General features: G+C 61.5%; 24 protein-coding genes and 1 tRNA gene. 12 read left to right on the top strand and 13 right to left on the bottom strand.

Annotated elements, in window-relative coordinates; translation table 11 throughout:
• Positions 1 to 124: 124 nt before the first annotated feature.
• Positions 125 to 200, bottom strand: a tRNA-Ile gene (locus DL86_RS00655).
• 20 nt (positions 201 to 220) lie between these two features.
• Entirely contained in the window at positions 221 to 592 is a 372-nt protein-coding gene (locus tag DL86_RS19560) for a hypothetical protein (protein ID WP_156964410.1), read from the bottom strand.
• Here DL86_RS19560 and DL86_RS00645 point away from each other — a divergent pair.
• Positions 584 to 2,488 carry an ABC transporter ATP-binding protein gene (locus DL86_RS00645; RefSeq protein WP_051952454.1) on the top strand — a complete coding sequence of 635 codons (1,905 nt, stop codon included), beginning with the start codon at positions 584 to 586 and terminating at the stop codon, positions 2,486 to 2,488. The two genes, DL86_RS19560 and DL86_RS00645, sit on opposite strands and share 9 nt — an antisense overlap.
• Before the next feature lie 131 nt (positions 2,489 to 2,619).
• On the opposite strand, the gene DL86_RS00640 is transcribed toward DL86_RS00645, so the two are convergent.
• Together DL86_RS00640 and DL86_RS00635 are read right to left on the bottom strand one after the other, a co-directional pair.
• A complete protein-coding gene (locus tag DL86_RS00640; RefSeq protein WP_036257242.1) occupies positions 2,620 to 3,219 on the bottom strand; it encodes an ActR/PrrA/RegA family redox response regulator transcription factor in 600 nt (199 codons plus the stop codon).
• Positions 3,220 to 3,498: 279 nt separating this feature from the next.
• Positions 3,499 to 4,854 carry an ActS/PrrB/RegB family redox-sensitive histidine kinase gene (locus DL86_RS00635; protein WP_051952524.1) on the bottom strand — a complete coding sequence of 452 codons (1,356 nt, stop codon included), beginning with the start codon at positions 4,852 to 4,854 and terminating at the stop codon, positions 3,499 to 3,501.
• Positions 4,855 to 5,325: 471 nt separating this feature from the next.
• On the opposite strand from DL86_RS00635, the gene DL86_RS00630 reads away from it, so the two are divergent.
• A complete protein-coding gene (locus DL86_RS00630) occupies positions 5,326 to 6,612 on the top strand; it encodes a polyhydroxyalkanoate depolymerase (protein WP_036257241.1) in 1,287 nt (428 codons plus the stop codon).
• Between the two features lie 54 nt (positions 6,613 to 6,666).
• Positions 6,667 to 7,452 (top strand): M48 family metallopeptidase, encoded by a 786-nt coding sequence (locus tag DL86_RS00625; RefSeq protein ID WP_036257239.1) that lies wholly within the window; start codon positions 6,667 to 6,669, stop codon positions 7,450 to 7,452.
• A 166-nt stretch (positions 7,453 to 7,618) separates the two neighbouring features.
• On the opposite strand, the gene secB is transcribed toward DL86_RS00625, so the two are convergent.
• Positions 7,619 to 8,101, bottom strand: coding sequence for a protein-export chaperone SecB (gene secB / locus DL86_RS00620; protein WP_036257238.1), 483 nt, complete (start codon positions 8,099 to 8,101; stop codon positions 7,619 to 7,621).
• A 324-nt stretch (positions 8,102 to 8,425) separates the two neighbouring features.
• On the opposite strand from secB, the gene DL86_RS00615 reads away from it, so the two are divergent.
• A complete protein-coding gene (locus DL86_RS00615) occupies positions 8,426 to 9,088 on the top strand; it encodes a thiamine phosphate synthase (RefSeq protein ID WP_245276161.1) in 663 nt (220 codons plus the stop codon).
• A gap of 9 nt (positions 9,089 to 9,097) precedes the next feature.
• Positions 9,098 to 10,057 (top strand): tetratricopeptide repeat protein, encoded by a 960-nt coding sequence (locus DL86_RS00610; RefSeq protein WP_156964409.1) that lies wholly within the window; start codon positions 9,098 to 9,100, stop codon positions 10,055 to 10,057.
• Between the two features lie 69 nt (positions 10,058 to 10,126).
• Here the strand turns inward: DL86_RS00610 and DL86_RS00605 are convergent, their stop codons facing one another.
• From DL86_RS00605 to DL86_RS00585, 5 genes are all read right to left on the bottom strand, one after another.
• Positions 10,127 to 10,831 (bottom strand): RluA family pseudouridine synthase, encoded by a 705-nt coding sequence (locus tag DL86_RS00605; protein ID WP_036257236.1) that lies wholly within the window; start codon positions 10,829 to 10,831, stop codon positions 10,127 to 10,129.
• A 31-nt stretch (positions 10,832 to 10,862) separates the two neighbouring features.
• The gene (locus tag DL86_RS00600) at positions 10,863 to 11,849 is read right to left on the bottom strand and encodes a magnesium transporter CorA family protein (RefSeq protein ID WP_036257235.1); all 987 of its coding nucleotides are present in this window, start codon (positions 11,847 to 11,849) and stop codon (positions 10,863 to 10,865) included.
• Between the two features lie 90 nt (positions 11,850 to 11,939).
• Positions 11,940 to 12,569, bottom strand: a complete 630-nt coding sequence (locus DL86_RS00595) for a methyltransferase domain-containing protein (protein WP_036257234.1) — start codon at positions 12,567 to 12,569, stop codon at positions 11,940 to 11,942.
• A gap of 81 nt (positions 12,570 to 12,650) precedes the next feature.
• On the bottom strand, positions 12,651 to 14,228 hold the full coding sequence (locus tag DL86_RS00590; protein ID WP_036257233.1) for an OpgD/OpgG family glucan biosynthesis protein: 1,578 nt from the start codon (positions 14,226 to 14,228) through the stop codon (positions 12,651 to 12,653).
• Positions 14,229 to 14,353: 125 nt separating this feature from the next.
• Complete coding sequence (locus tag DL86_RS00585) at positions 14,354 to 14,590, bottom strand: hypothetical protein (RefSeq protein ID WP_036257232.1); 237 nt, start codon at positions 14,588 to 14,590, stop codon at positions 14,354 to 14,356.
• A gap of 122 nt (positions 14,591 to 14,712) precedes the next feature.
• Between DL86_RS00585 and DL86_RS00580 the strand changes: the two genes are divergently transcribed.
• Positions 14,713 to 16,467, top strand: a complete 1,755-nt coding sequence (locus DL86_RS00580; RefSeq protein WP_084572603.1) for an AMP-binding protein — start codon at positions 14,713 to 14,715, stop codon at positions 16,465 to 16,467.
• A gap of 6 nt (positions 16,468 to 16,473) precedes the next feature.
• On the opposite strand, the gene DL86_RS00575 is transcribed toward DL86_RS00580, so the two are convergent.
• Complete coding sequence (locus DL86_RS00575; protein WP_036257231.1) at positions 16,474 to 17,112, bottom strand: NrsF family protein; 639 nt, start codon at positions 17,110 to 17,112, stop codon at positions 16,474 to 16,476.
• Positions 17,109 to 17,666, bottom strand: coding sequence for a sigma-70 family RNA polymerase sigma factor (locus DL86_RS00570; RefSeq protein ID WP_084572602.1), 558 nt, complete (start codon positions 17,664 to 17,666; stop codon positions 17,109 to 17,111). Before DL86_RS00570 ends, DL86_RS00575 begins: the two co-directional genes overlap by 4 nt.
• Before the next feature lie 214 nt (positions 17,667 to 17,880).
• Between DL86_RS00570 and DL86_RS00565 the strand changes: the two genes are divergently transcribed.
• The 6 genes from DL86_RS00565 to DL86_RS00540 all read left to right on the top strand — a co-directional run bounded on the left by DL86_RS00565 (position 17,881) and on the right by DL86_RS00540 (position 21,404).
• A complete protein-coding gene (locus DL86_RS00565; RefSeq protein WP_036257230.1) occupies positions 17,881 to 18,171 on the top strand; it encodes a BufA1 family periplasmic bufferin-type metallophore in 291 nt (96 codons plus the stop codon).
• A 220-nt stretch (positions 18,172 to 18,391) separates the two neighbouring features.
• On the top strand, positions 18,392 to 18,688 hold the full coding sequence (locus DL86_RS00560) for a BufA1 family periplasmic bufferin-type metallophore (RefSeq protein WP_036257228.1): 297 nt from the start codon (positions 18,392 to 18,394) through the stop codon (positions 18,686 to 18,688).
• 104 nt (positions 18,689 to 18,792) lie between these two features.
• Positions 18,793 to 19,659, top strand: a complete 867-nt coding sequence (bufB, locus tag DL86_RS00555; RefSeq protein WP_036257227.1) for an MNIO family bufferin maturase — start codon at positions 18,793 to 18,795, stop codon at positions 19,657 to 19,659.
• 47 nt (positions 19,660 to 19,706) lie between these two features.
• Positions 19,707 to 20,492, top strand: coding sequence for an HvfC/BufC N-terminal domain-containing protein (locus DL86_RS00550; RefSeq protein WP_036257919.1), 786 nt, complete (start codon positions 19,707 to 19,709; stop codon positions 20,490 to 20,492).
• A 3-nt stretch (positions 20,493 to 20,495) separates the two neighbouring features.
• Entirely contained in the window at positions 20,496 to 20,975 is a 480-nt protein-coding gene (locus DL86_RS00545; protein WP_036257226.1) for a DoxX family protein, read from the top strand.
• 162 nt (positions 20,976 to 21,137) lie between these two features.
• On the top strand, positions 21,138 to 21,404 hold the full coding sequence (locus tag DL86_RS00540; protein ID WP_036257225.1) for a hypothetical protein: 267 nt from the start codon (positions 21,138 to 21,140) through the stop codon (positions 21,402 to 21,404).
• A gap of 28 nt (positions 21,405 to 21,432) precedes the next feature.
• On the opposite strand, the gene nadC is transcribed toward DL86_RS00540, so the two are convergent.
• The gene (nadC, locus tag DL86_RS00535; RefSeq protein WP_036257224.1) at positions 21,433 to 22,296 is read right to left on the bottom strand and encodes a carboxylating nicotinate-nucleotide diphosphorylase; all 864 of its coding nucleotides are present in this window, start codon (positions 22,294 to 22,296) and stop codon (positions 21,433 to 21,435) included.
• Positions 22,297 to 22,298 lie beyond the last annotated feature (2 nt).

Below are 22,298 nucleotides of genomic sequence, written 5' to 3'. Positions count from 1 at the left end.
CTCCGAGGCGACGCCGTCCAAGCCTGGCGCGCCGGATGCAGGTGGCCGTCGGCGCAATCACTTGGTATTTTATTGCAGACAAGCGAAGAAGCGGCGTAAAGAAAATAGAAAATGCCCCAAGAGCTGGTGGGCCGGGCAGGACTCGAACCTGCAACCAGACCGTTATGAGCGGCCGGCTCTAACCATTGAGCTACCGGCCCCGGCGGCCTCGACGAGGCCGTTAAATAGCCGGGGAAGCGCGCATTACACCTTTTTCGCGACGCGGCGCAATGGCTATGCGAAGAACTTTTCTGGGGCCCATCCTCAGGAGCTTGAGCATTTTCGAGCGAAGCAGCCGCCGGTTTGCGTTAAGAAAATGCTGCAAAACAAAGAACTTGAGCTGCTTTCTGATTGCTGCGCATTTGAAAGTGCTTGGGCTCCGCTGTTTCCAGCCGGGGCTTGCCGCAGCGTTTTGATTGGCCGGTTTCTTCTCGGCAAGAGGAGTGCGGCAAAACCATACGCAACGCTGCAGCTCGTTGCGCCGCCGCCATTCGCAAGCGCTTTTGCTTCCGATCCCGCGTTCGGCTTCTGATCGGAAGAATTGATGTTTCATCGTTTTGAGCGCTTCTTGATGCCGACCGCCCTGCCGCCCGATGCGCCGCCGCCGCAGGAGTTGATCGCCTTCTATTGGCACTACGCCAAACAGGCGCGCGGCTTTCTGGCCGCCCTCGTCGTCGTCGGGGCCGGGGTGGCGTTGCTCGACATTACGATCCCGGTCTTCATCGGCCGCGTGGTGACGCTTGTCACCCAATCCAACGGCCATGATTTGCTGCAGGTCCATTGGCGCGAACTGGCCGGGATGGCCTTCGTGCTCGTGCTCGTGCGTCCCGCCGCCTATTTGGCGCAAAACCTGATCAGGAATCAGATCCTGACGCCAGGCCTGACCAACCTGACCCGCTGGCAGAATCACTGGCATGTCGTCCGGCAAAGCTGGGCCTTCTTCCAGAATGACTTCGCCGGCAGGATCGCCGGACGGATTGTCCAGACCGGCGCCTCGCTGCGCGAATCGGTGGTCTCTTCGGCCAGCGTGCTATGGACCGTTCTCATCTACGGCACCAGCGCCGTCCTGGTGTTGAGCGCGAGCAATGTGCGGCTAGCGGTTCCGCTGCTCATCTGGTTCGCGTGCTTTTCCGCGCTCTTGTGGTTTTTCGTGCCGCGCATGCGCGACCGCTCCCGCCTCAATTCGGAGGCCCGCTCGGCGCTGACCGGCCGCGTCGTCGATTGCTACACCAACATACTGACCGTCAAGCTCTTTGCCCGCGCGAAGGATGAGGACAACTTCGTGCGCGAGGCGATCGATGCGCACACCGACGCATTTCATCGCCAGCAGCGCCTGAACACGATGTTCGGCTTGTTTCTTTCCCTGTTGAACGGAGCGCTTATCGCCTCGATCGGCGCCTCAGCGATCATGCTGTGGCAGAACGGCCTCATCACGTCGGGCATGGTGGCAACGGCCTTGCCGCTGTCGTTTCAGATCAATGGCCTCTCGTGGCTTGTCGCCGAAAATGTCACCACGATTTTCGAGGCGATCGGAACCGTGCAGGATGGAATGCGCTCCATCGCGGCGCCCCGCCAGATGCCCGACAAAGCCGATGCGGGGCAATTGCGGGTCACAAAAGGCGAGATCCGGGTCAAAAACGTGTGTTTCGGCTATGGCGGAAGCCGCGCGGTTTTGCGCGACCTCAACCTCACCATTCGCGGCGGCGAACGCGTCGGCCTCGTTGGCCATTCCGGCGCCGGAAAATCGACGCTCGTCAACTTGCTGCTGCATTTCTACGAGGTCGAATCCGGCACCATTCTGATCGACGGCCAAGATATCGCCGGGGTCACCCAAGAGAGCCTTCGCAGCCATATCGCGATGGTGACGCAGGATACCTCACTGCTGCACCGTTCGATCCGCGACAATATCGGCTATGGCCGTCCCAGCGCCACCGAGGATGAAATTCGCCAGGCCGCCGCCAAGGCGCATGCGCTGGACTTCATCGAGGGGCTTGAGGATGCGCAAGGCCGGCGCGGTTTCGATGCGCTCGTCGGCGAACGCGGCGTCAAACTGTCCGGCGGCCAGCGTCAGCGCATCGCGATCGCCCGCGTCATCTTAAGAAACGCGCCGATCCTGATTCTCGACGAGGCGACCTCCGCGCTGGATTCCGAGGTCGAAAGCGCCATCCAGGACCAGCTCGGCGAACTGATGGAGGGACGCACAGTGGTCGCCATCGCGCATCGGCTCTCCACCATCGCGCAAATGGACCGGTTGGTCGTTTTAGACCATGGCAAAGTCATCGAAGAAGGGACGCATGCCTCGCTGCTGCTGGCTGGCGGCGCCTATGCGCGCTCCTGGAGCCGCCAATCAGGAGGATTCGAAAGCGTCCCGCCCGCGCGCGGCGAAGGTGCGCCAGGGAATCGGCAGGCGGTCGGATCCGGGGCGAGGGCTCCGCAGAGCATCGTCTGACCTTGAAAATTCCGCGCCTTTTTTAGCGGCCGCATGACGCCATCCAAAAAGTCTGCACCCTTTTTGGCGTCATGCTCGTCTTCTAACGCATGACGTCATCCAAAAAGTCTGCACCTTTTTGGCGTCATGCTTTAACGCGGCGCGCGTTTCGCCAATATGCGCTGGAGCGTGCGGCGATGCATATTGAGCCGGCGCGCCGTCTCCGAGACATTGCGGCCGCACAGCTCATAGATCCTTTGGATATGCTCCCAGCGGACCCGGTCGGCCGACATCGGATTTTCCGGCAGCTCGGATTTATCGTGGTCGGTCGCCATGAGCGCATGATAGATTTCGTCGGCGTCGGCAGGCTTGGCGAGATAGTCGAAGGCGCCGAGCTTCACCGCGGTGACGGCGGTGACGATATTGCCATAGCCGGTGAGGATGATCCCGCGCGCATCCGGGCGTTTCGCCTTGAGCTCACAAATCACATCGAGCCCGTTGCCGTCGGCGAGCCGCATGTCGATGACCGCGAAGGCCGGCGCGTGCTCGGCTATCGCCGCCAGCCCTTCGGCGACCGATTGGGCGGCGGTCACGACGAAGCCATGCATCTCCATGCTGCGGGTGAGACGGGCCAGGAAGGCCTTGTCGTCATCGACGATCAGCAGCGACCTGTCCTGCCCAAGGATGCTGTGTTCATCACCCGGCGCTTCGCTAAGAACTTCGGTCTTGACAGGCTCAGGCTCGTTTTTCATCGCCAACTATCTCGCTTCGAGCATCTTCCGGCGAAAGAGGAACCCATCCGCCGCGCCAAACCGCGACGAAACAAGAGCACCCTAGCGCATTTTCGAGCGGATCGAACACCGGTTCGCATTAAGGAAACGCGATAAAATAAAGAGCTAGGGCTGCTTTCTGATTCCACGGATGTTGGCCGCAGTCTAACGCCATTTGCATGGGATATCCACTTGCGTGCAAATACTAATGACCGAACCTTAACGGCGAACCAGGGCAAAGGCGGGTCCGAACAGGCGGGATCATGGCCATGCTTCAGCTTTAGCGGTCTTGGCCGCGTCGGCCGCCGCTCCTTTGGCGTCGCGCTCGAAGGCGGCCCTCGGCCAGGTGATCATGATCACGGCGCCGCTCTTCGGCGCGACGAAATTCGCGGTCACGACGGTTGCGCCCGAACGCTCAAGCAGCGTCTTGGCGATGAACAAGCCAAGCCCCAATCCGGAGCCTTCTTCCGACTTGGCGCGCCGGTCGATCTTGGTCGTCACATAAGGCTCCCCGACCCGCCCGACGACATCGGACGAAAAGCCCGGACCGTCATCCTCGATGACCACCGTAACCGCGGCGACATTCCATTGCGCGGTGATGCGAACCTCTGAAGCGGCGAAGTCGATCGCGTTTTCGATCAGATTGCCAAGCCCGTATAGGATTCCAGGATTGCGGCGGCAGACCGGCTCTCGCCCCTCGCCATCCTTGACGATCGTTATGAGAACCCCGAAATCCCGTTGCGGGCCGACGACTTCCTCGAGCAACAGGCCCAAGGTCATTTCGTCGAGAATATTCCCGGCCTCGTCGCCCAGCGAGGTGAGCTTGCCGAGAATGCTCCGGCAGCGGCTGACTTCCTGCGCGAGGAGGGCTATGTCCTCGCCAAATGGGCCGGTTGACGGAAGCTGCTTTTCAAGGTCCCTAACAACCAGCGTGATCGTGGCGAGGGGCGTGCCGAGTTCATGCGCCGCAGCCGCCGCCAAGCCATCGAGTTGGGTCAAATGCTGCTCGCGCTCGATCACGAGTTCGGTGGCGGCCAGGGCGTCGGCGAGCTTGCGCGCCTCGATGGCGACGCGGGAGGCGTAGATTGCGATGAACGCCGCGCTGATGACATTCGCCGCCCATAATCCTGCGCTATAAATAAACGGCAATTTCAGGCTTTCCCGGGGAAACCAAGGCAGCGGGTAATGCCAAAGCGTCAGGGCCGAAACCGCGCCGATCATGAGCACGGTCAGGAGCAATGTGAAACGGCCGGAGAGCGACACGGCCGAAATCATGATCGGGGCAAGGAACAGCATCGAAAACGGATTTTCGATGCCTCCAGTCAGATAGAGAAGCGCCGTAAGCTGCAAGATGTCATAGCCGAGCATGGCTGAAGCCGGCAGGTCCTCAAGCCGGTCGATGCGGCCAAAACGCAGCCGCAAGCCGATGTTCAACCAAGCGGAAATGGCGATGACTAGAAGGCAGGGGCCGAGCGGAACGGCAAAATGCAGCACAAAATTGGTCACGAACAGCGCGATCGCCTGCCCAAGAAGCGCGAGCCATCGCAACTTCACGAGCGTATCGACGCGCAGCCTCCGCGACCGGCGGCCAAGGTCAATGTCCATTAGATCGGCCATCGTCATCGCTTACACCGGCTGGCCAGCCCTGAGGCCGGCAATTCTGTTTCGCCCTGTTGTTTTCGTTTGAACGCAACGCATGTTTGGTCCCTTTTGCGCAGCATTCTGTCAGCATTTATTACATATAATTAAATCATATTGTCTGACATTCGCGCTTCCGCTCAAATGCTCTCATATTTGGCGCCTCGCGCGCCGCCGCGCTCTCGATTGAGGCGGCGCGAGCTGGCTATTGTCGTAAAATGATCACATGTATTTAATCGTCAATCGAATTGCTTGCAGTAATTGGATCTTTTTGCCTCCGCATACATTAGTTTTGGTAAGATCGTTCTTTACGTGTTACGGATACGTAACAAATATGCGAGCGTAAGCATCGCCCTGTCGGCCCCCGCCCGTGGCGGAGCGTCGGAGTGGCGAGCAGCAACGTTGTCGAAGGAATTCGCGTTGGCCGGTTCGCTGGCGATGAGAGCTAAAATGCCAATTTCCTATGAAATGCACGAAATGGCCCATCTTGTTTTCGCGCCAGCGCGGGTCGCGTCGGATTTCGCGCGGACGTGGTTGTCGAGCCCCGCCAATCCCTTTTCCTACACTCCGGTCGGCCGCAATCTGGCGGCCTCGGCGGAGCTTTTCGAAAGAATGACCCGGCGTTACGGCAAGCCCGCTTTCGGCCTCGCCCGCACGACTGTCGCCGGAAGAGCCGCGCCGGTCGTCGAAAAGGTTGTTTGGGAGCGCCCCTTCTGCAAACTTCGCCGTTTTGAAAGACAGTTCGAAGATGACAGCTTGCCGCCGCAGCAAAAGCTTCTGATCGTCGCGCCGATGTCCGGCCATCACGCGACGCTTCTGCGCGGCACGGTGGAAGCTTTTCTGCCTTTCTACGATGTTTACATTACCGACTGGATCGACGCTAGGACGATTCCGGTTTCAATTGGCCGCTTCGACCTCGACGACTATATCGACTACATCATCTCGATTTGCGAAACCCTGAGCAAGGAGCAAGATGGCGTCGCATTGCACACGCTTGGCGTCTGCCAGCCGGCGGTGCCGCTGATCGCCGCGATTGCCCGGATGGAGGCCGAGGGCAACCCCCATGTTCCCGCTTCGATGACATTGATGGGCGGTCCGATCGACACCCGGCGCAGCCCGACCAAGGTCAATCTCCTGGCGCAAGAGCGCGGAAGCGCCTGGTTTGAGAAAAATTGCATCAAGAGCGTGCCTTTTGGCTACCGCGGGGCCGGCCGCAGCGTCTATCCCGGCTTTCTACAGCTTGCCGGCTTCATGGCGATGAACATCGATCGCCATCTTTCGGCGCATATCGATCTCTTCAACCATCTCGTCGAGGGCGACGGCGACTCGGCTGAAAAACATCGCGATTTCTATGACGAGTATTTGTCGGTCATGGATCTGACCGCCGAATTCTACCTCCAGACCGTCGATGCCGTCTTTGTCCGGCATGCGTTGCCAAAAGGCGAAATGATGCATCGAGGCGAGAAGATCGATCTCGCCGCCATCCGCCGCGTCGCGCTTTTGACGATCGAGGGCGAGAACGACGACATTTCCGGCTTCGGCCAGACCTTCGCCGCCCATGATCTTTGCCGCAATCTTCCGCAGTCGATGAAGGCGGATTATCTGCAGGAAAAGGTCGGCCATTACGGCGTGTTCAACGGCTCGCGCTTCCGCAATCAGGTGGTGCCCCGGATCCGGGCGTTCCACGCCTCGAACAAGGCGGCGGGCAGAACCTTGACCGTCGTGGGAAGCGCCTGAAAAAATAGTTCGGCGCGGTGGCGACTCGCATTCGGTCAAGCTAAGCTGCCTTCCATGCAGCGCCCCTTGCAAAGAAACGCGCCGCGCGTTTCCGAAATCACCTCTTTCGAGGTCTCCCACGCGGGGGAGACCTACCGGATCAATTTGAAGCGCACCGCCGCCGCCCGGCGTTTTACCTTGCGCGTGCGCGCCGCCGCCCATGATGTCGTCTTGACCATCCCGGCGCGCGGCAGCCTCAACGAGGCGAAATCATTCGCCGAACGGCACGCAGCCTGGATAGGGGCGCGGCTGCGGCGGCTGCCGGAAAAGATGCGCTTCAAGCCCGGGGAATTGGTGCCCTTGCGCGGAGTTGTCCACAGAATAGCGCATCGCCCGGCGCTGCGCGGGAGCGTCTGGATCGAAGCCGCGCCGCAAGACTTGGCGGATGAGGCGATCCCCTTGATGTGGGTCGAAGCGGAAGCCTCCTTCGTCCCGCGCCGGGTGCAGGATTTTCTGATCCGGGAGGCTAGGCGCGACCTTGAGGCCGCAGTCGCCCGCCACACAACTCGGCTCGGGGTCCGCCCCTGCAAAATCACCTTGCGGGACACGACCAGCCGGTGGGGATCATGCTCAGCCTCGGGCGCGCTCAATTTTTCTTGGCGCTTGATTATGGCGCCGCATTTCGTCCTCGACTATCTCGCCGCTCACGAGGTCGCTCATCTCGTGCATATGAATCATTCCGCCGCCTTTTGGGGGGTGGTCGCGCAACTCTCCGCCGAGATCGAAACCGCCGAAGCTTGGCTGAAGGCGCATGGGACCAGTCTGCTCCGCTTTGGTCCGGGCAAAAATGCGAGAAACTGAAAGATCCCAAAAAGCCGGCGCCTTTTGGGATCATGTTCTCTGTAACGCATGATCTCATCCAAAAAGTCCGCAACTTTTGGGGATCATGCTCTGGACCGCTTCGTTTCGACGCATGATCTCATCCAAAAAGTCTGCAACTTTTTGGGATCATGCTCTCTGCAAAAGCTCAGGCCACCGGCGCCGGCGCGGCCGCCGCAACTTCATCGAGGCGCTTTCGATAAAGCGCTGCAAAGTCGATCGGATCGATATAAAGCGGCGGAAAGCCCCCTCCGCGAACCGCATCGGCAACGATCTGACGGGCGAAAGGAAACAAGAGCCGCGGACATTCGATCATGACGATCGGATGCATATCGTTGGGGGAAATATTGACCAAGCGAAAAAGGCCGGCGTAATCGAGCTCGAATTTGAACAAAAGCTCGGCTTCTGCGGTCGCCGATCCTTCGAGCAGGATGTTCACCTCGAAGTCGGTTTCAGCGACCTGGCGCGCATTCACATTGACCTGAATCGCAATACTTGGGGCATTATCTCTCGGCCCCAGCGAGCGTGGCGCATTCGGATTCTCGAATGAAAAATCCTTGGTATATTGCACCATCGCATTGATCGCGGGCGCCACATCCGTTTGAGTTCCGCTTCCATTACCATTTGTCATTGCAAATCTCCCGCGAGTGCGGGTAGCACGGATGCAAAACTGGGACAAGCGACCCGCCGCGATGCGCTTACCCCGCAAGGGCCCGCCCGCGAGCGTCGACAAGTCCCTCTTTCGCCAATTGGGCCGGCATTTTCCTGCAAAGCGCGCAGATGCTTTTGCAGCGCCCGCGAAGGCCGGCATAGCGTCAAGATCATGCTTAAGCGGCCCTGTCGGCGGATTTTTCGATCGCCCGATGAGGCCGTCCAATGAAAAATCGCTCTGGACATCGCGGTTTAGGTCAGTGCGTTTCCCATTGCGGTGGAAAATGAACTAACAAGGAGCTACATGACATCCCAGCCAGAGTTGCTTCGCACAATGTCGACGGATATTCCCCGCCTCTATCTGATCACGCCGCCCATTTCCGATTGGGCGGCTTTCTCGCCGGTGCTCGACGCAACGCTCGAGGTCTGCGACGTGGCCTGCATTCTGTTGCGCACCGAGGCCAACGACGATGACGATAGGGCGAAAATCATTGGCGGCCTCGCTCCTTTGGCGCAGTCGCGCGGCGTTGCCTGCCTTCTCGCCAATGACTCACGCCTGGCGATCAGCGCCGATGCTGATGGCGTCCACATCGAGTCGACCGGGGAAGAGCTGAAAGCGGCCTTGAGCGCCCTGCACCCCGGCCATATCGTCGGAGCAGGCGGATTGACCACCCGCGACGCCGCCATGATGGCCGGCGAAGCTGGGGTCGATTATTTGATGTTTGGCGGTCCCGGCTGCGCTGAACCGCATGCCAGCATTGTCGAGCGCGTCGCGTGGTGGGCGGAAATCTTCAACCTCCCCTGCATCGGCTACGCTCATGATTTCGCCGGCATCGGCGATCTCGTTCGCGCCGGCGCCGACTTTATCGCGCTCGGCGACGCGGTCTTCGCCCATCCGAGCGGCGCCGCCGCCGCTTTGAGCGAGGCCTATGCGATCCTGGCGGCGACCCGTGAACCAGCCGAGTAAGAGATTCCCATGAGATTATGTTGGCTTGCCAATGCAATCCGGCTTGGCGCCACAGCCATGCTTCTTGGCGCTGGCGTTCTCCTGGGAGAGATGGCGGCGGCGCGCGAACTGGCGGTTCCCGCGCGGCTTGGCGGAGCCCCGGATCTGGCTTACGCGGCCTACCAGCGCGGCTATTATACAACCGCCATGCGCGAGGCGATGACCCGGATCGAGGCCGATCCCAACGACGGGCCGGCGATGACCCTCCTTGGCGAGCTTTACGCGCAGGGCCTGAGCGTCCGGCGCGATCCCGTCGAAGCGGCGCGCTGGTACAAGCTCGCAAGCGATCGCGGCGACCGGCAGGGAACTTTCGCGCTGGCGATGGCGAAACTGAAAGGCGAAGGCGCAACGCAAGATCGCGCCGGCGCCGCCGCGCTTTTCGAAAAGGCCGCGTCGCAAGGCCATCCCGGCGCGCTGTATAATCTTGGCATTCTGGCGATTGAAAATAAGGGGGCCGGCTCCGACTACGCCAAGGCGGCGCGGCTGTTTCAGCAGGCGGCCGAGCTTGGCGATCCCGACGCCGCCTATGCCTTGGGCCTGCTCTTTAGAGATGGAACAGGAGTTGAAAAAAACATCGCCCGCGCGGCTGAATGGATCGGCCGCGCCGCAAAGGACAATTACCTTCCCGCGCAAGTCGAATACGCAATCATGCTGTTCAACGGGACCGGAGTCGAAAAAAACGAGGCGGCGGCCGCCAAGCTGTTTCTCAAGGCCGCGGTGCGCGACAATCCAGTGGCCCAAAACCGCGCCGCGCGCGTCCTCGCCACCGGGCGCGGCCTGCCAAAAAACATGGTCGAGGCGATGAAATGGCACCTTCTCGCAAGAGCCGCCGGGCTCAAGGACAGCTGGCTCGACAGCGAACTCGCCAATCTCTCGGCGCAGGATAAGGCCGCCGTCGAAGCCGCCGTACATGAGTATGTGGGACATTGAGGCAATGCTTCAGGAAACGCCAAGAAGAGCACTGAGGCGGAGCCTCAAGATTGAGATGGAGGAGGAGCCTCAGAATTGAGACGGAGGCGCAGCCTCTGGAAGGGACAATCCGCAGGCCGCGAGCGCCTCGCGCATATGCGCCGGCGCCGGGGCCTCGACGCCGACGGGTTCTTTGTTCTTGTAAAGGGGAATCACGATGGCGCGGGCGTGCAATTGCAAAGCGATGGCCCCGCCCCGCCCGGCCCCATAGATCGGATCGCCGAGAATCGGCCAGCCCAGCGCGGCGCAATGAACCCGCAACTGATGCGTGCGCCCAGTCAGAGGCGTCAGCGCCAGAAAGGCGCGGCCCTCCGAGCGCCCGAGAAGCCGCCATTCCGTCTGCGCCGGCAGGCCGGCCGGATCGACCTTCATCCACCAGCCGCGGGTCTCGTCGAGACGCCCAAGCGGCAGATCGATCAGGCCTTCATCAGCCGCGGGTCCGCCTTCGACGATGGCCCAATAGGTTTTCTTGATTTTGCCTTGCTTGAACAAAAGTCCAAGTTTTTCCAGCGCTTTATGGTGGCGCCCGAGCACGAGGCAGCCCGACGTGTCGCGATCGAGCCGATGCGCCAAGGCGGGGCTCCGCGGCAGGCCGAATCGCAGCGCATGAAACAAGGCTTCGAGGTTTTCGCCCCCTTTCGGACCGCGATGAACCGCTATCCCCGCCGGCTTGTCGAGGACCAGCATCAGGCCGTCGCGGTAGAGTAGCCGGGCGTTCAGCTCCTCCTCGGTCATCGCCGGCCGCACAGAGGCGCTGCAGCGAGGCTCACCACCAGCCGCGCCATTTGAACCAAACGAGTGGAATGATCGCGCTGATCGCGATCAGGACCAGCGCATAAGCATAGCCATAGGTCCAGTCCAATTCGGGCATATACTTGAAGTTCATGCCATACATGCTGGCGACGAGGGTGGGCGGAATTCCGACCACGGAGACGATCGTCAGAAGTTTGAAAATATTGTTCTGGTCAATATTGGTCAGTCCCAAGGTCGCATCAAGTAAAAACTGGATCTTGTCGGTCTGATTTTGCTCGTAATCGTTGAGGGAGGCGACGTCGCGATTGAGATTCTTGAGCTTGGCGCGGCTATCCGCCGTAAGGAAATCCGCCGCATCGCTCATGACATAGGGAATGAGCCGCGACATGCCGAGGAGCACCTCGTTGATCTTCGAAGTAAATTCGCCGATCCGCCCAATCTTGCGCAGCACCTTTCGCAGATCGCCGCTGTCCTCACGGGCCTCGCCGCTTAGCCGGCCTTCGGCGCCGCCAAAAATCATATGGGACACAATATCGAGATCGGCGTTGATCCTTTCCAAATCATCGGCGACATGGTCGATAAACACACCCAGAAGGGCGATGAGGGCGCCCGGACCGCCAGTAAACCGTCGGTCGCCATTCGGGGCGTCGAAATGGAGATGGTCGCAGGCCTTGATCGGCTTGAAGCGGATGGTCAGGACATTTTCCTGGCCGAGGACAAATCCGAACGGCGTCGTCTGCGCCTGACCCGTGGCGCTATAGTAAACCATCGGAATCGTCAAATAAAGGCGATCAGCGGCGCTGTACAGCCGGCTCGACGTTTCGATTTCGGAGAGTTTGTCGAAAGTCGGGACCTCGACCCCCAGAACGCGTCGGATAAAGTCTATTTCCAGCGGATCGGGTCGAAAAGCATCGATCCAATTGACCTCGGGCGGCAGCGTCTTGGCGTCGAGCGCAACCTTGATGTCGCCCTTTGCGGCGGTGTTGTGAAAGGTGAGCATCGAACCTCGGGGCGGGCGTCTGGACTGGCGGCGATCTCTTAAACTTAAGCAAGCGAAGCGACCGTCATGCGACGGCGCCTTGGACCGGGTTCATTTCCGCGCCCTTCCGATGACGGCCCAAAGCGGGTCGAAGCCTTTGCCGGGCGGCGCGAGCGTCCGCGTCTCGACAGCCGCAAATCCCGCCCGCTCCAGATAGAGCCCGACGAGCTTTGCATGCGCCTCATCCTCCAGCGCCTGCCAGATCGCGACGGCCTTGGTCGGAAAGCATCGGTTCGAGAAGGTGATCGCGACGGGGCAGTCGGCCTTCAAGACCCGCGCGAGTTCCCGCAAGACAGAAATGGGACTTTGCAGATATTGCACCGAGACGCAAATCGCGGCGGCGTCGACGCTGTCCGGGCCAAGTGGCAGCGCGGGATTCTCGTTCAGATTCTGCACGAAAAAGCGCGACAGCTGCGAATTGGCAGAAAGCTCGGCCGCATTCATGCCATGCCCGATGACTTCGCCGTAAGCTGCGTCGCGCGGCAGATGGCTGATCCAGCTCGACATCAGATCGAGAATGACGCCGCCTGGCGGAAACAACTCGCGGTAAAGCGCGGTCACCGCCGCGATCGCGGGGCCGTCGATATGGGTGACGAAACGCGGCGCGGCATAGAACAGGTCATCGGCGGCGGCGTCCGACTTCTCGAAAGCATTTGGCGGCAATTCAGGCAGCGCATCCATATCGGCAAATCCACCCGCCCCTATCACCCTTAAGGTCTGCGCCGTTAATTTTGCGAGCGCAGGTCATTTTTGGCCGCATCCTCAAAAGGGGTGATACTGAAACAGCCAGGTTTCGCTCAGGACCTTTTCGCCGGAACGCAAAAATAGCCGCATCTCGACCGGGTCGGCGCCTCCGTCCACTGTGAAATCGAATTGCGCCCGCCAATGGCCCGGCACATCGTCGGGGACGGCCTCGGTGAAGACATAAGAAAAGCTTCCGCGCGAAGCCCAGAGCACCGCCTCCGGCTTGACCCCAAAGGGCAGGCCCTCGAGTGGCGGCCCCTGGAATTCAACCATGAATTTGCGCACGCCCCTGGGGCGCGGCTGGCCGGGCTGGCCGCCATTGCCCAATCGGGTCGCGACGCAGCGCGCGAGATCGGTCGGAAAGGGCTCGTCGGCGCGCCAATAGAGGCGATAGGAAAGGCTGACCTCCGATCCCGCCGTCGCAGGCTTTTCAGGCACCCACATCGCGACGATATTGTCGTGGATTTCGTCGTCGGTCGGGATCTCGATCAATTGGACCGAGCCCCTGCCCCAATGGCCCAAGGGCTCGACCCAAAGCGAAGGACGGCGATCGTAATAGACCCCATCTTGATAGTGATCGAAATTGCGGTCGCGTTGCAACAATCCAAATCCGCGCGGATTTTCATCGGTGAAGGACGAGGCCATGATTCGCGGCGGATTGTTGAGCGGGCGCCACAATCTCTCCCCCGCCCCCGTCCATAGCGCCAGCCCGTCGGAATCATGGACTTCGGGCCGCCAGTCGACGCCGGAGTCCTTTTTGGCCTCCGAGAACCAGTACATCGAGGTCAAGGGCGCAAGGCCAAAGCGCGCGATCGGGGCGCGAAGGAAGAGCGTCTGGTCGATGTCCATCGTGACGCCCTTGCCGCGGGTCAGCACGAATCGGCAGGCGCCGACGATGGAAGGACCTTCCAGCAAGGCGTAAACAGTCAGCGAATTGTCGGTTTCGTTCCGATCGACGTAGAATTTGGTGAAGTCGGGAAATTCCTCCGACTTGCCGGCGACCGCGACATCGAGCGCCACGGCGCGAGCGGAAAGGCCATATTGACGCAATTCGCCAATCGCGCGGAAATAAGCCGCGCCGAGAAAAGCCACCCAATCGTTCTTGCGCCAATCGAGCGGGCCGCTCTTTGGCTCCTGGATGCGCATGCCGGCGAACCCCGCGCCCTGCGGCAGTTTTTTCGCGATCGAATCGGCCGGCATGTCGAAATAGCTTTGATCGTAGATGATCTCGCGCGCGGCGCCCGCATCGACCACATTCATTTCGACCGCTTTTTGGAAAAACATGCCGAGATGAAAAAAGCTCACCGGAAACCGGCCGGGTCCCTGCGCAAAAAGGGCGTGGTCGATGTCAAATTTGATCTTGCCCCAGGCCTCATAATCGATCTTGCCGACGATCTCGGGCGCTGGCCGCGCCGGGCCGACATAGGCCTCGCCGGCCATGCGTCGAGCGGTCGCCTTGAGGATGTCGAAGGAAAAGGGCTTGGCCGGCCCAAGCTTCAGCCCATCCGCCGCGACGGCCAGGCGCGCCTGCGGTCCAAGAAGCCCTGTCGCCACGGCCGCCTTCAACACCGATCTGCGGTCAAAGGCTCTGCTCATCCTGATTCCTTCACGTCTGGCGGCTTAGCTGCCGGATGGACGACCGGCGGCGAATTGGCGGCAGGCCCCGCCGCGCAGCCCCAGCTCCGCGCCAAGGCGCGAAAACGCGGCGCGCGGCTGGATCTTTAGTCGCGGATGGGTTCGTTCTTGATGGCGGTGCGCATGAAATAATAAAGGAGAACGAAGCCGCATAAGGCGAAGCCCGCCTCAATGGCGCGGCTGACCAAAGGATCGAGCTGCAAAAGGCCGCCAAGCGCCCAACCGGCCGCCCAGGAGGCTCCGACCATTTCAGTGCCGACCAGAATGGCGACCGCGAGGAGGGTCGAGAAATGGACCCAATTTATTTTCTTTTGGTCAGCCAAATGTCACCAGCTCCGAACCTTTCAAGGGACTATGCCCGTATATCATAGAAGCTGGCGGAGCAAGCGCCTCGCCAGCTTCTAAATATTGCTAATCACGTAAGAAGCGAACCTAGGAAACGCCGATGAGCAACGAGGCCGCGAATGCCGGTGAGACCCATGGCTCCGATTTGCCCTGGCTCGCCTCCTACCCAGCGCATGTCCCGGCGCGGATCGGGACGCCGACCTACCGCTTGCTGGGGGACGTCGCGCGGGATCTCGCCGCTCGGCGCGGCAAAGCCAAGGCGTTCACCACGATCATGCCCAATGGAATGGCGGCGAGCTTGAGCTTTACTGAAGTCGATCGGCTTTCGGATGCTTTCGCCGCTTACCTTCGCGAATGCCTCGGCCTCGAGGCGGGGACGCGGGTGGCGGTGCAGATTCCAAACGGGCTCGCCTATCCGGTCGTCGCCTTCGGCATCTTCAAAGCGGGCTGTATCCTGGTCAATGTCAACCCGCTCTATACCGCCGCCGAAATGGCCCATCTCTTCGCGGATGCCGAGCCAGGCGCGATCGTCGGCATCGACATGTTCGCCGACAAGCTCGGCGCGGCGCTGGCGGAAGCGCCCATCCGGCATGTGGTTCTGGCGCAGGCAGCAAGCCTCTTTCCAATGGTGCAGCGCCACCTGATCGGCTTCGTACAGAAATATGTGAAAAGGCAGATACCGCCTCCCAATTTTTCCTCTGTCGGCTTTTCTGATGCGCTCGCCTGTGGCGCCGCCCGGATCAAATCGGGCGCCGATATCGCGGCTTACACGCGGATGGCGACGCCTTCCGATACAGCCTGCCTGCAATATACCGGCGGCACCACCGGCGTCAGCAAGGGGGCCATGCTGACCCACGCCAATCTGATCATGAACGTGGAGCAATTCCTGAGCTTCACCGGCTCCGACATCAGCCAAGCCGATCATCTTCTGACCGTGCTGCCGCTCTACCACTGCTTTGCCTTCACGGTGAATTTCCTCGGGTTCTTTTATCGGGGCGCGCATAATATTCTCATCCCCAATCCAAGGCCGCTCAGCAATCTCCGCAAGGCCTTCGCGAAATCCGAGGTCACCTTCATCACCGGCGTAAACACCTTGTTCAACGGCCTTCTGCACGAGGCCTGGTTTTGCGCCCATCCCCCGCGCAGCCTGCGCGAATCGGTCGCCGGAGGCATGGCTCTGCACGAAGCCGTGGCGCGGCGCTGGCGCGAGGTCACCGGAACGCCAGTGATCGAGGGCTATGGCCTGACCGAAGCCTCGCCGGTCCTGACCTTCAATCCGACCGGACGCGCGAAGCTTGGCGCGATCGGCGTGCCGCTTCCTTCGACCGAGCTGAAATGCGTCGATGACCAGGGGCGCGAGGTCCCGGTCGGCGAGCCTGGAGAGCTGATCGCGCGCGGGCCGCAGATCATGGCGGGCTATTGGAAGCAGCCGGAGGAAACCAAGAATGCGCTTCGAGGCGGATGGCTTTTCACCGGCGACATAGCGACAATGGATAGCGAGGGCTATTTCACCATCGTCGACCGACGCAAGGACATGATTCTCGTCTCCGGCTTCAATGTCTATCCCAATGAAGTCGAAGCCGTGCTGGCCAAGCTGCCGGGGGTGAAGGAATGCGCGGTGGTCGGCGCGCCCGACGAAGCGAGCGGGGAAGCGGTCAAGGCCTTTATCGTGCGCAGCGATCCGGCGCTTCGCGCCGAGGCCGTCCGCGCGTTTTTGAAGAGCGAGTTGGCCGCCTATAAGGTGCCGAAAACCGTTGTCTTCCGCGACGAACTGCCGAAGTCGAATGTCGGGAAAATCCTCCGCAAGGATTTGCGCTGGGAAGGCCTGCTGGAACAGGGCTTGAAGCGCCAGTGACTTCATTCACCAGCGCAGCAGGCGCGCTCCCGCAACGGCGCCTATGACGGTGACGATGGCGATGGCGAGCGTATACCAGGCCGCCACGAAAAGCGGCGAATCATCCGGGCAATGCGCGGCGTAAAAGGCGGCGCCGATCGCTCCGGCGAAGAGGCCCGCGCCGGCGCCCGCAAGCGCCGGATGCTCGGGCGCTCCATTGCGGAGAGCCAGGACGATGGCGACAAGCGGCGCGGCGCTTAAGAACGGGATGCTCTTCAAGCAGAACAGCGCATTGGCGCCCAAGAGTCTCTGGCCCCACTCGTTCGAGGGAACCGCGAATATCTCCGCCAGACAGGCCGCTGCCAGCAAGGCCGGCGCGACGGCGAGCAGGAGGGCTGCGGAGCGCACATCCGCGCCCGGCCGGACCAGGCGCAAGACCAGCGCGCCCGACAATCCGATCAGCACCGCCGCGAGGCAGAGCTTGAACAGCAGCCTCGGCTCGCCGAGCAAGGCGACGATTTGGGGCCTCAGCCCGAAGACGGCGACGAACAATCCAAGCGCGATCGCGACGCCCGGAATCAAGGCCAAGACCAGCGCCTGCCCTGGCGGCCGCAGACGAATCTCGCTATCGGCCGCAAGGGCCCGGATGAGGTCGCCGGTCTTCATGCCTCGGTCTCTCTGAATTTGGCGGCGAGCGCCGCGAGGCCGCGATGAAGGGCGACCCGAACCGCCCCTTTGCTCAGCGACAGCCGCGAGGCCGCCTCGTCGATCGAAGCGCCGTCGACGGCGATGACCTGCACGACACTGCGCTGTCCGGCCGGCAGGCATCCAAGATGACGATTGACGTCGGCGGCGACCGAACTCGGCTCGTTCTCGCCGGATGACAAAATCTCGGCGAAATCGTCGATCGGAAGGTCGATGCGGCGGCCGCGCCGGCGCAAGGCGTCGATGAGCTTATGGCGCGCGATGGCGAAGAGCCATGGACCGATCGGCGCGTCCGCGTCCCAGGTCTGACGTTTGAGATGGATGGCCAATAGCGTCTCCTGAACGACGTCCTCGGCGTCGGCGTCAGCCATGCCGGCGCGCACAAGCCCACGCCGAGCGAGCGCACGCAGCACCGGAGAAAGTTGCCGCAACAATTGCTGATAGGACCCAGCGTCTCCGGCATTGCCGGCGCGCATCAGCACAGCCCATTCCTTCTCGCGGACATCGACGCGCACAAGCGCTCCATTCGCTCTAATTCGGCCGATCCGGCCACCGCGTTACGCGCAGCGCCATCACATCTTTGTCATCAAAAAAATGGCGCCGCCGGGTAACGCCGGATGGAGACGCCACGAAGAAGACTGCGTGGGACCGATGCAGCTTTCGCCTCTCCCCCGAACCCAACCGGCTTTGCCGCATCCTCGTAAACGCCTCTGAAAAAAGGAACAAGTCATGACAACCAAAACGCAATTGACCGCCGCTTCCCTCGCCGGCGCGCTCGCGACCGCGCTTGCCCTTGTTGCGACCAACGCCTCGGCTGGCCCTGTGGCGCCACGGCCGTCCATGGATAAGTGCTATGGGGTCGCCATGAAAGGCCAGAATGATTGCGCGGCCGGCGCGGGCACGACCTGCGCTGGAACCTCCAAGGCCGATTATCAGCGCAATAGGTGGAAATATGTCGCCAAAGGGACATGCGAATCCATCACCACGCCGGAAGGCCAAGGCAGCTTAAGCAGTTCCTGAACATTCGGCTTTGCGCCGAGCGCGCCGCTGATGCGGTCGGCCCGGCGACCGCTTGCACTCGCCTGTCACAAAAGAATCGGCGCCGATGCTTGGCGCCGCCTCTCGAATGAATGCAGAAAAAAGCGTAGAAAAGATGCCTCCCGTTCCCCACGGGCGGGACATAAGCGGGATTTTTCCTCCCGTGCGGCGAAACAATATTTCTTGAACAAAGGAATCTGCCATGAGCACCAAGACCGAGATCACCGCCGTCAGCCTCGCGGGCGCATTCGCCGCCGCGCTCACGCTTCTCGCGACGCCCGCTTCCGCCGCCATGGGCGACGAACCGGCGGGCAAGGAGAAATGCTACGGCGTCTCGCTCAAGGGCCAGAACGATTGCGCGGCGGGCGGCGGCACCAGTTGCGCGGGCTCGTCCAAGGTCGATTACGACGGCTCGATCTGGAAATTCGTCCCCAAGGGCACCTGCGAAACCATCAAGACTCCGCATGGCGTGGGATCGTTGAAGCCGATCAAGTCCTGAGTCCACAGAGGGGCGCGGGTCTTCCTCGCGCCCTTTTTTAGTGCGGTCGCGGCTTCCCAACGAGCAAGGCTGCGATCAGGATTTGAGTGCAAAGGGCGACATCCATGCGTTTTCCATCGATGCTTCCTGCCAGCGCCGGCGTCGGCTTCAAGCCACAGCATTTCGCGGCGATCGCCGCAGCGCGCCAACCCCTCGGTTTCTTCGAGGTCCATGCCGAAAACTACATGGGCGCGGGCGGGACGCCACATGCCCAGCTTGGATTCCTGCGCGAACATTACGCGCTGTCGATCCATGGCGTCGCGCTGTCCATCGGCTCGTCGGAACCGCTCGATCGCGATCACCTCGCGCGGCTGAGGCAGCTTTGCGATCGCTATCAACCCGAAAGCTTTTCCGAGCATCTTGCCTGGTCTTCTCATGGCGGGATCTTTTTCAACGATCTCCTGCCGCTGCCCTATACGCAAGCGAGCCTCGCCTCGATCATCGCCCATGTCGATGAAGCGCAGAACGCGCTCGGGCGCCGCATGCTGCTCGAAAATCCGGCGACCTATGTGCGCTTCGCGCAGAGCGAAATCGCAGAGACCGCCTTCCTTCGAGAGATCGCGCGCGCGACAGGCTGCGGCCTGCTGCTCGACGTCAACAACGTCTTCGTCTCGGCCCGCAATCATGGCTTTGACGCAAGCGCCTACATCGCCGATTTTCCGCTGGATTTGGTCGGTGAAATTCATCTTGCCGGACATTTCGAGACCGTTGACGACGCAGGCGCGCCGCTTTGCATCGACGCGCATGGATCGCCGGTCATCGATGATGTCCTCGCCCTGTTCGACGACGTCGTCGCGCGCGCCGGGCCGCTGCCAACCTTGATCGAATGGGACAATGACGCGCCCGACTGGCCGGCGCTGCGCGGTCAGGCGCTCGTCGCGCAAGGCCGCCTCGACCGCGCGGGCGCCTTGCGCGCGCGATCGGCGGCGTGAGCCGCGCCAAGCAAGCAGCCATAACGACAATAGCGGAGCGCTCGCCGATGCCAACGCGTTCACCCACTCTCGAAGGCGAATTCGCCCGAGCGCTGCGCGATCCCGACTTGCCTTTGCCTGGCGGCGTCATCGCCCACACTTCGCTTCGCCCGCAGAAACGCTTCGCGGTCTATCGCAACAATGTCATGGTCGGCCTGATCGGCGCTTTGGAAGCGCGCTTTCCGGCGACAAAGCGAATCGTCGGCGCGGATTTTTTTACCGCCTCGGCGCGCATCTTCGCCAGCGCCCACCCGCCGCATTCGCCCTTGATGATGACCTATGGCGATGCGTTTCCCGATTTTTTAGCGACATTCGAGCCGGCGGCGGAACTGCCTTATCTCGCCGACGTCGCGCGACTGGAAGCGGCCCGCACCCGCGCCTATCACGCCGCCGACGCGCGCCCGCTGGAGCCCGCCGCGCTCGCCGGCGTAGAACCGGAGGCCTTGGCCGGCCTGCGCTTCGTTTTGCACCCTTCCGTCGAGATCGTCGCTTCGGCCTTTCCAGTGGTGGCGATCTGGGCGATGAACGGGGGCGAATCAGAATTCGCCGAACTGACCGATTGGCGCGGCGAAGACGCGCTGATCTCCCGGCCGATGCTTGATGTCGAGGTGCGGCGCATGCCCGCCGGCGCCAGAACCTTTCTGCAAGCCCTCGGCGCGGGACAGCCGCTCGGCGCGGCGGCGGAAGCAGCGCTGGCCAGCAGCCCGGAATTCGACCTAACGATCAATCTCGCCGCGCTGCTTGGCGGCGGTTTAGCGATTGCTGTGATCAACGAGGCATTGGAGGATTCTTAAGCCATGACGCATGCGCCAGCGACCCATTCGGACTCGGCCTCCTGGCCAGTTCGCGCGATCTGCTCTTTCATTGGTCTCCTGGACCGGATTCCGCAGTCCTTGATTTCGCTCGCGGCGCGGATTTTTCCCGCCGGCGTGTTCTGGATGTCCGGCCAGACCAAGGTCGAGGGCTGGCATTTGAGCGACAACGCCATCGCCTTGTTTCGCGACGAATACGCCCTGCCCCTTATCGACCCGGCGGTCGCAGCAAGGCTCGCCGCCTTCAGCGAGCATTTCTTTCCAATTTTGCTCGTCATCGGCCTCGCCAGCCGTTTCGCCGCGCTGGCGCTCCTGGGAATGACAGCCGTGATCGAAATTTTCGTCTATCCGGACGCGTGGCCGACCCATGGCGTTTGGGCGACCTGCTTTCTTGTCGTTATCGCTCGCGGACCCGGCGTTTTCTCGCTCGATTACCTGATTGGACGGTTCTTTCGTGCAAGATGATCGCACCGAAAATAGATTTATTTAGTCTATCGTATCTATATAATGTCATTATTATTACAAATTTGCAAAATAGGGGAACATTTCACCAGCTGAGATCGTTGTTTTGCAGAGGCCAAGAAGGGGATGACAATGGAAACCCTCATTTGTCTTTGGAGAGCAAAAATGTTCAAGCTTGCGGAAATTGCCTCTCTTAGCGCCGCTTTTATTTGCGGCTTTGTCGGGTTGGTGTTTGGCCAGACATCCGCCCCCTACCCGCCCATGCAGCCGCCGGTGGTCTTTTATGCGCTCCCCGGCGACGCCGGCGTTCCCACCCCTCTTTATGAGGGCCGCTCCGTCTATCGGATGTGGGATCCTGGCGCGTTTTACAGCGGATCGGATGAATCCGGATACCAGACCGGCAACCCCCAAAATCCAAGAACCGGCGAATAGAGCGCCGGCAAAAGGTCCACCAAGCGGATCAAGATTCTACGGATAGGAAATCGAGCCCTATATCAAGAACGGCGGCGCTGTGAGTCAGCCAGCCGACGGAGATCAGGTCGACCCCGGACGCGGCGATTGCCGGAGCGGTCGAAGGCGTAATCCGTCCCGAGGCTTCGGTGACGGCGCGGCCGGCGACGAGCGCAACAGCTGAAGTGAGCGCGTCGGGGCCCATATTGTCGAGAAGCACGGCGTCGACGCCTTGTTCAAGCGCTACGCCGAGCTGCTCCAGCGTATCGACCTCAAGCTCAATTTTGACGAGATGGCCAACCCCGGCCCGCGCGCGCCGCAGCGCCTCGGCGACGCCGCCAGCAATCGCCACGTGATTGTCCTTGATCAGCACAGCGTCGTCGAGGCCGAAACGATGATTGCCGCCTCCCCCCGCCCGGACCGCGTATTTTTCCACGGCGCGCAGGCCCGGCGTGGTTTTCCGGGTGCAGACGATTTTGGCCTTATGGCCGCGCACGGCGCCGACAATGGAAGCCGTCGCGCTGGCGACGCCGCTCAAATGGCCGAGAAAATTAAGCGCGGTCCGCTCCGCCGTCAAAATCCCGCGGGCCGGTCCGCTGATCGTTGCAATGACGTCGCCAGGGGAGACCTCCTCCCCGTCCCGGCGTTCGATCTGCATCGAAATCCCGGGATCGATAAGCTCAAAGGCGAGCCGCGCCAGATCGAGCCCGGCGATGACCCCTGGCTGGCGCGCGACCAGCGCGGTCCTGGCCATGACGCCGGGCGGGACGACCGCGTCCGTGGTGAGATCCCCAGCCCGGCCCAAATCTTCAAGCAGAGCAGCGCGAACCAGAGGTTCGAGCATAATCCGCGGGAGCGGCTGAGGCGGCGGCATTG

Source organism: Methylocapsa aurea, assembly GCF_000746085.1.
GTDB lineage: Bacteria > Pseudomonadota > Alphaproteobacteria > Rhizobiales > Beijerinckiaceae > Methylocapsa > Methylocapsa aurea.
This window is presented reverse-complemented; position numbering and strand designations above follow the sequence as displayed.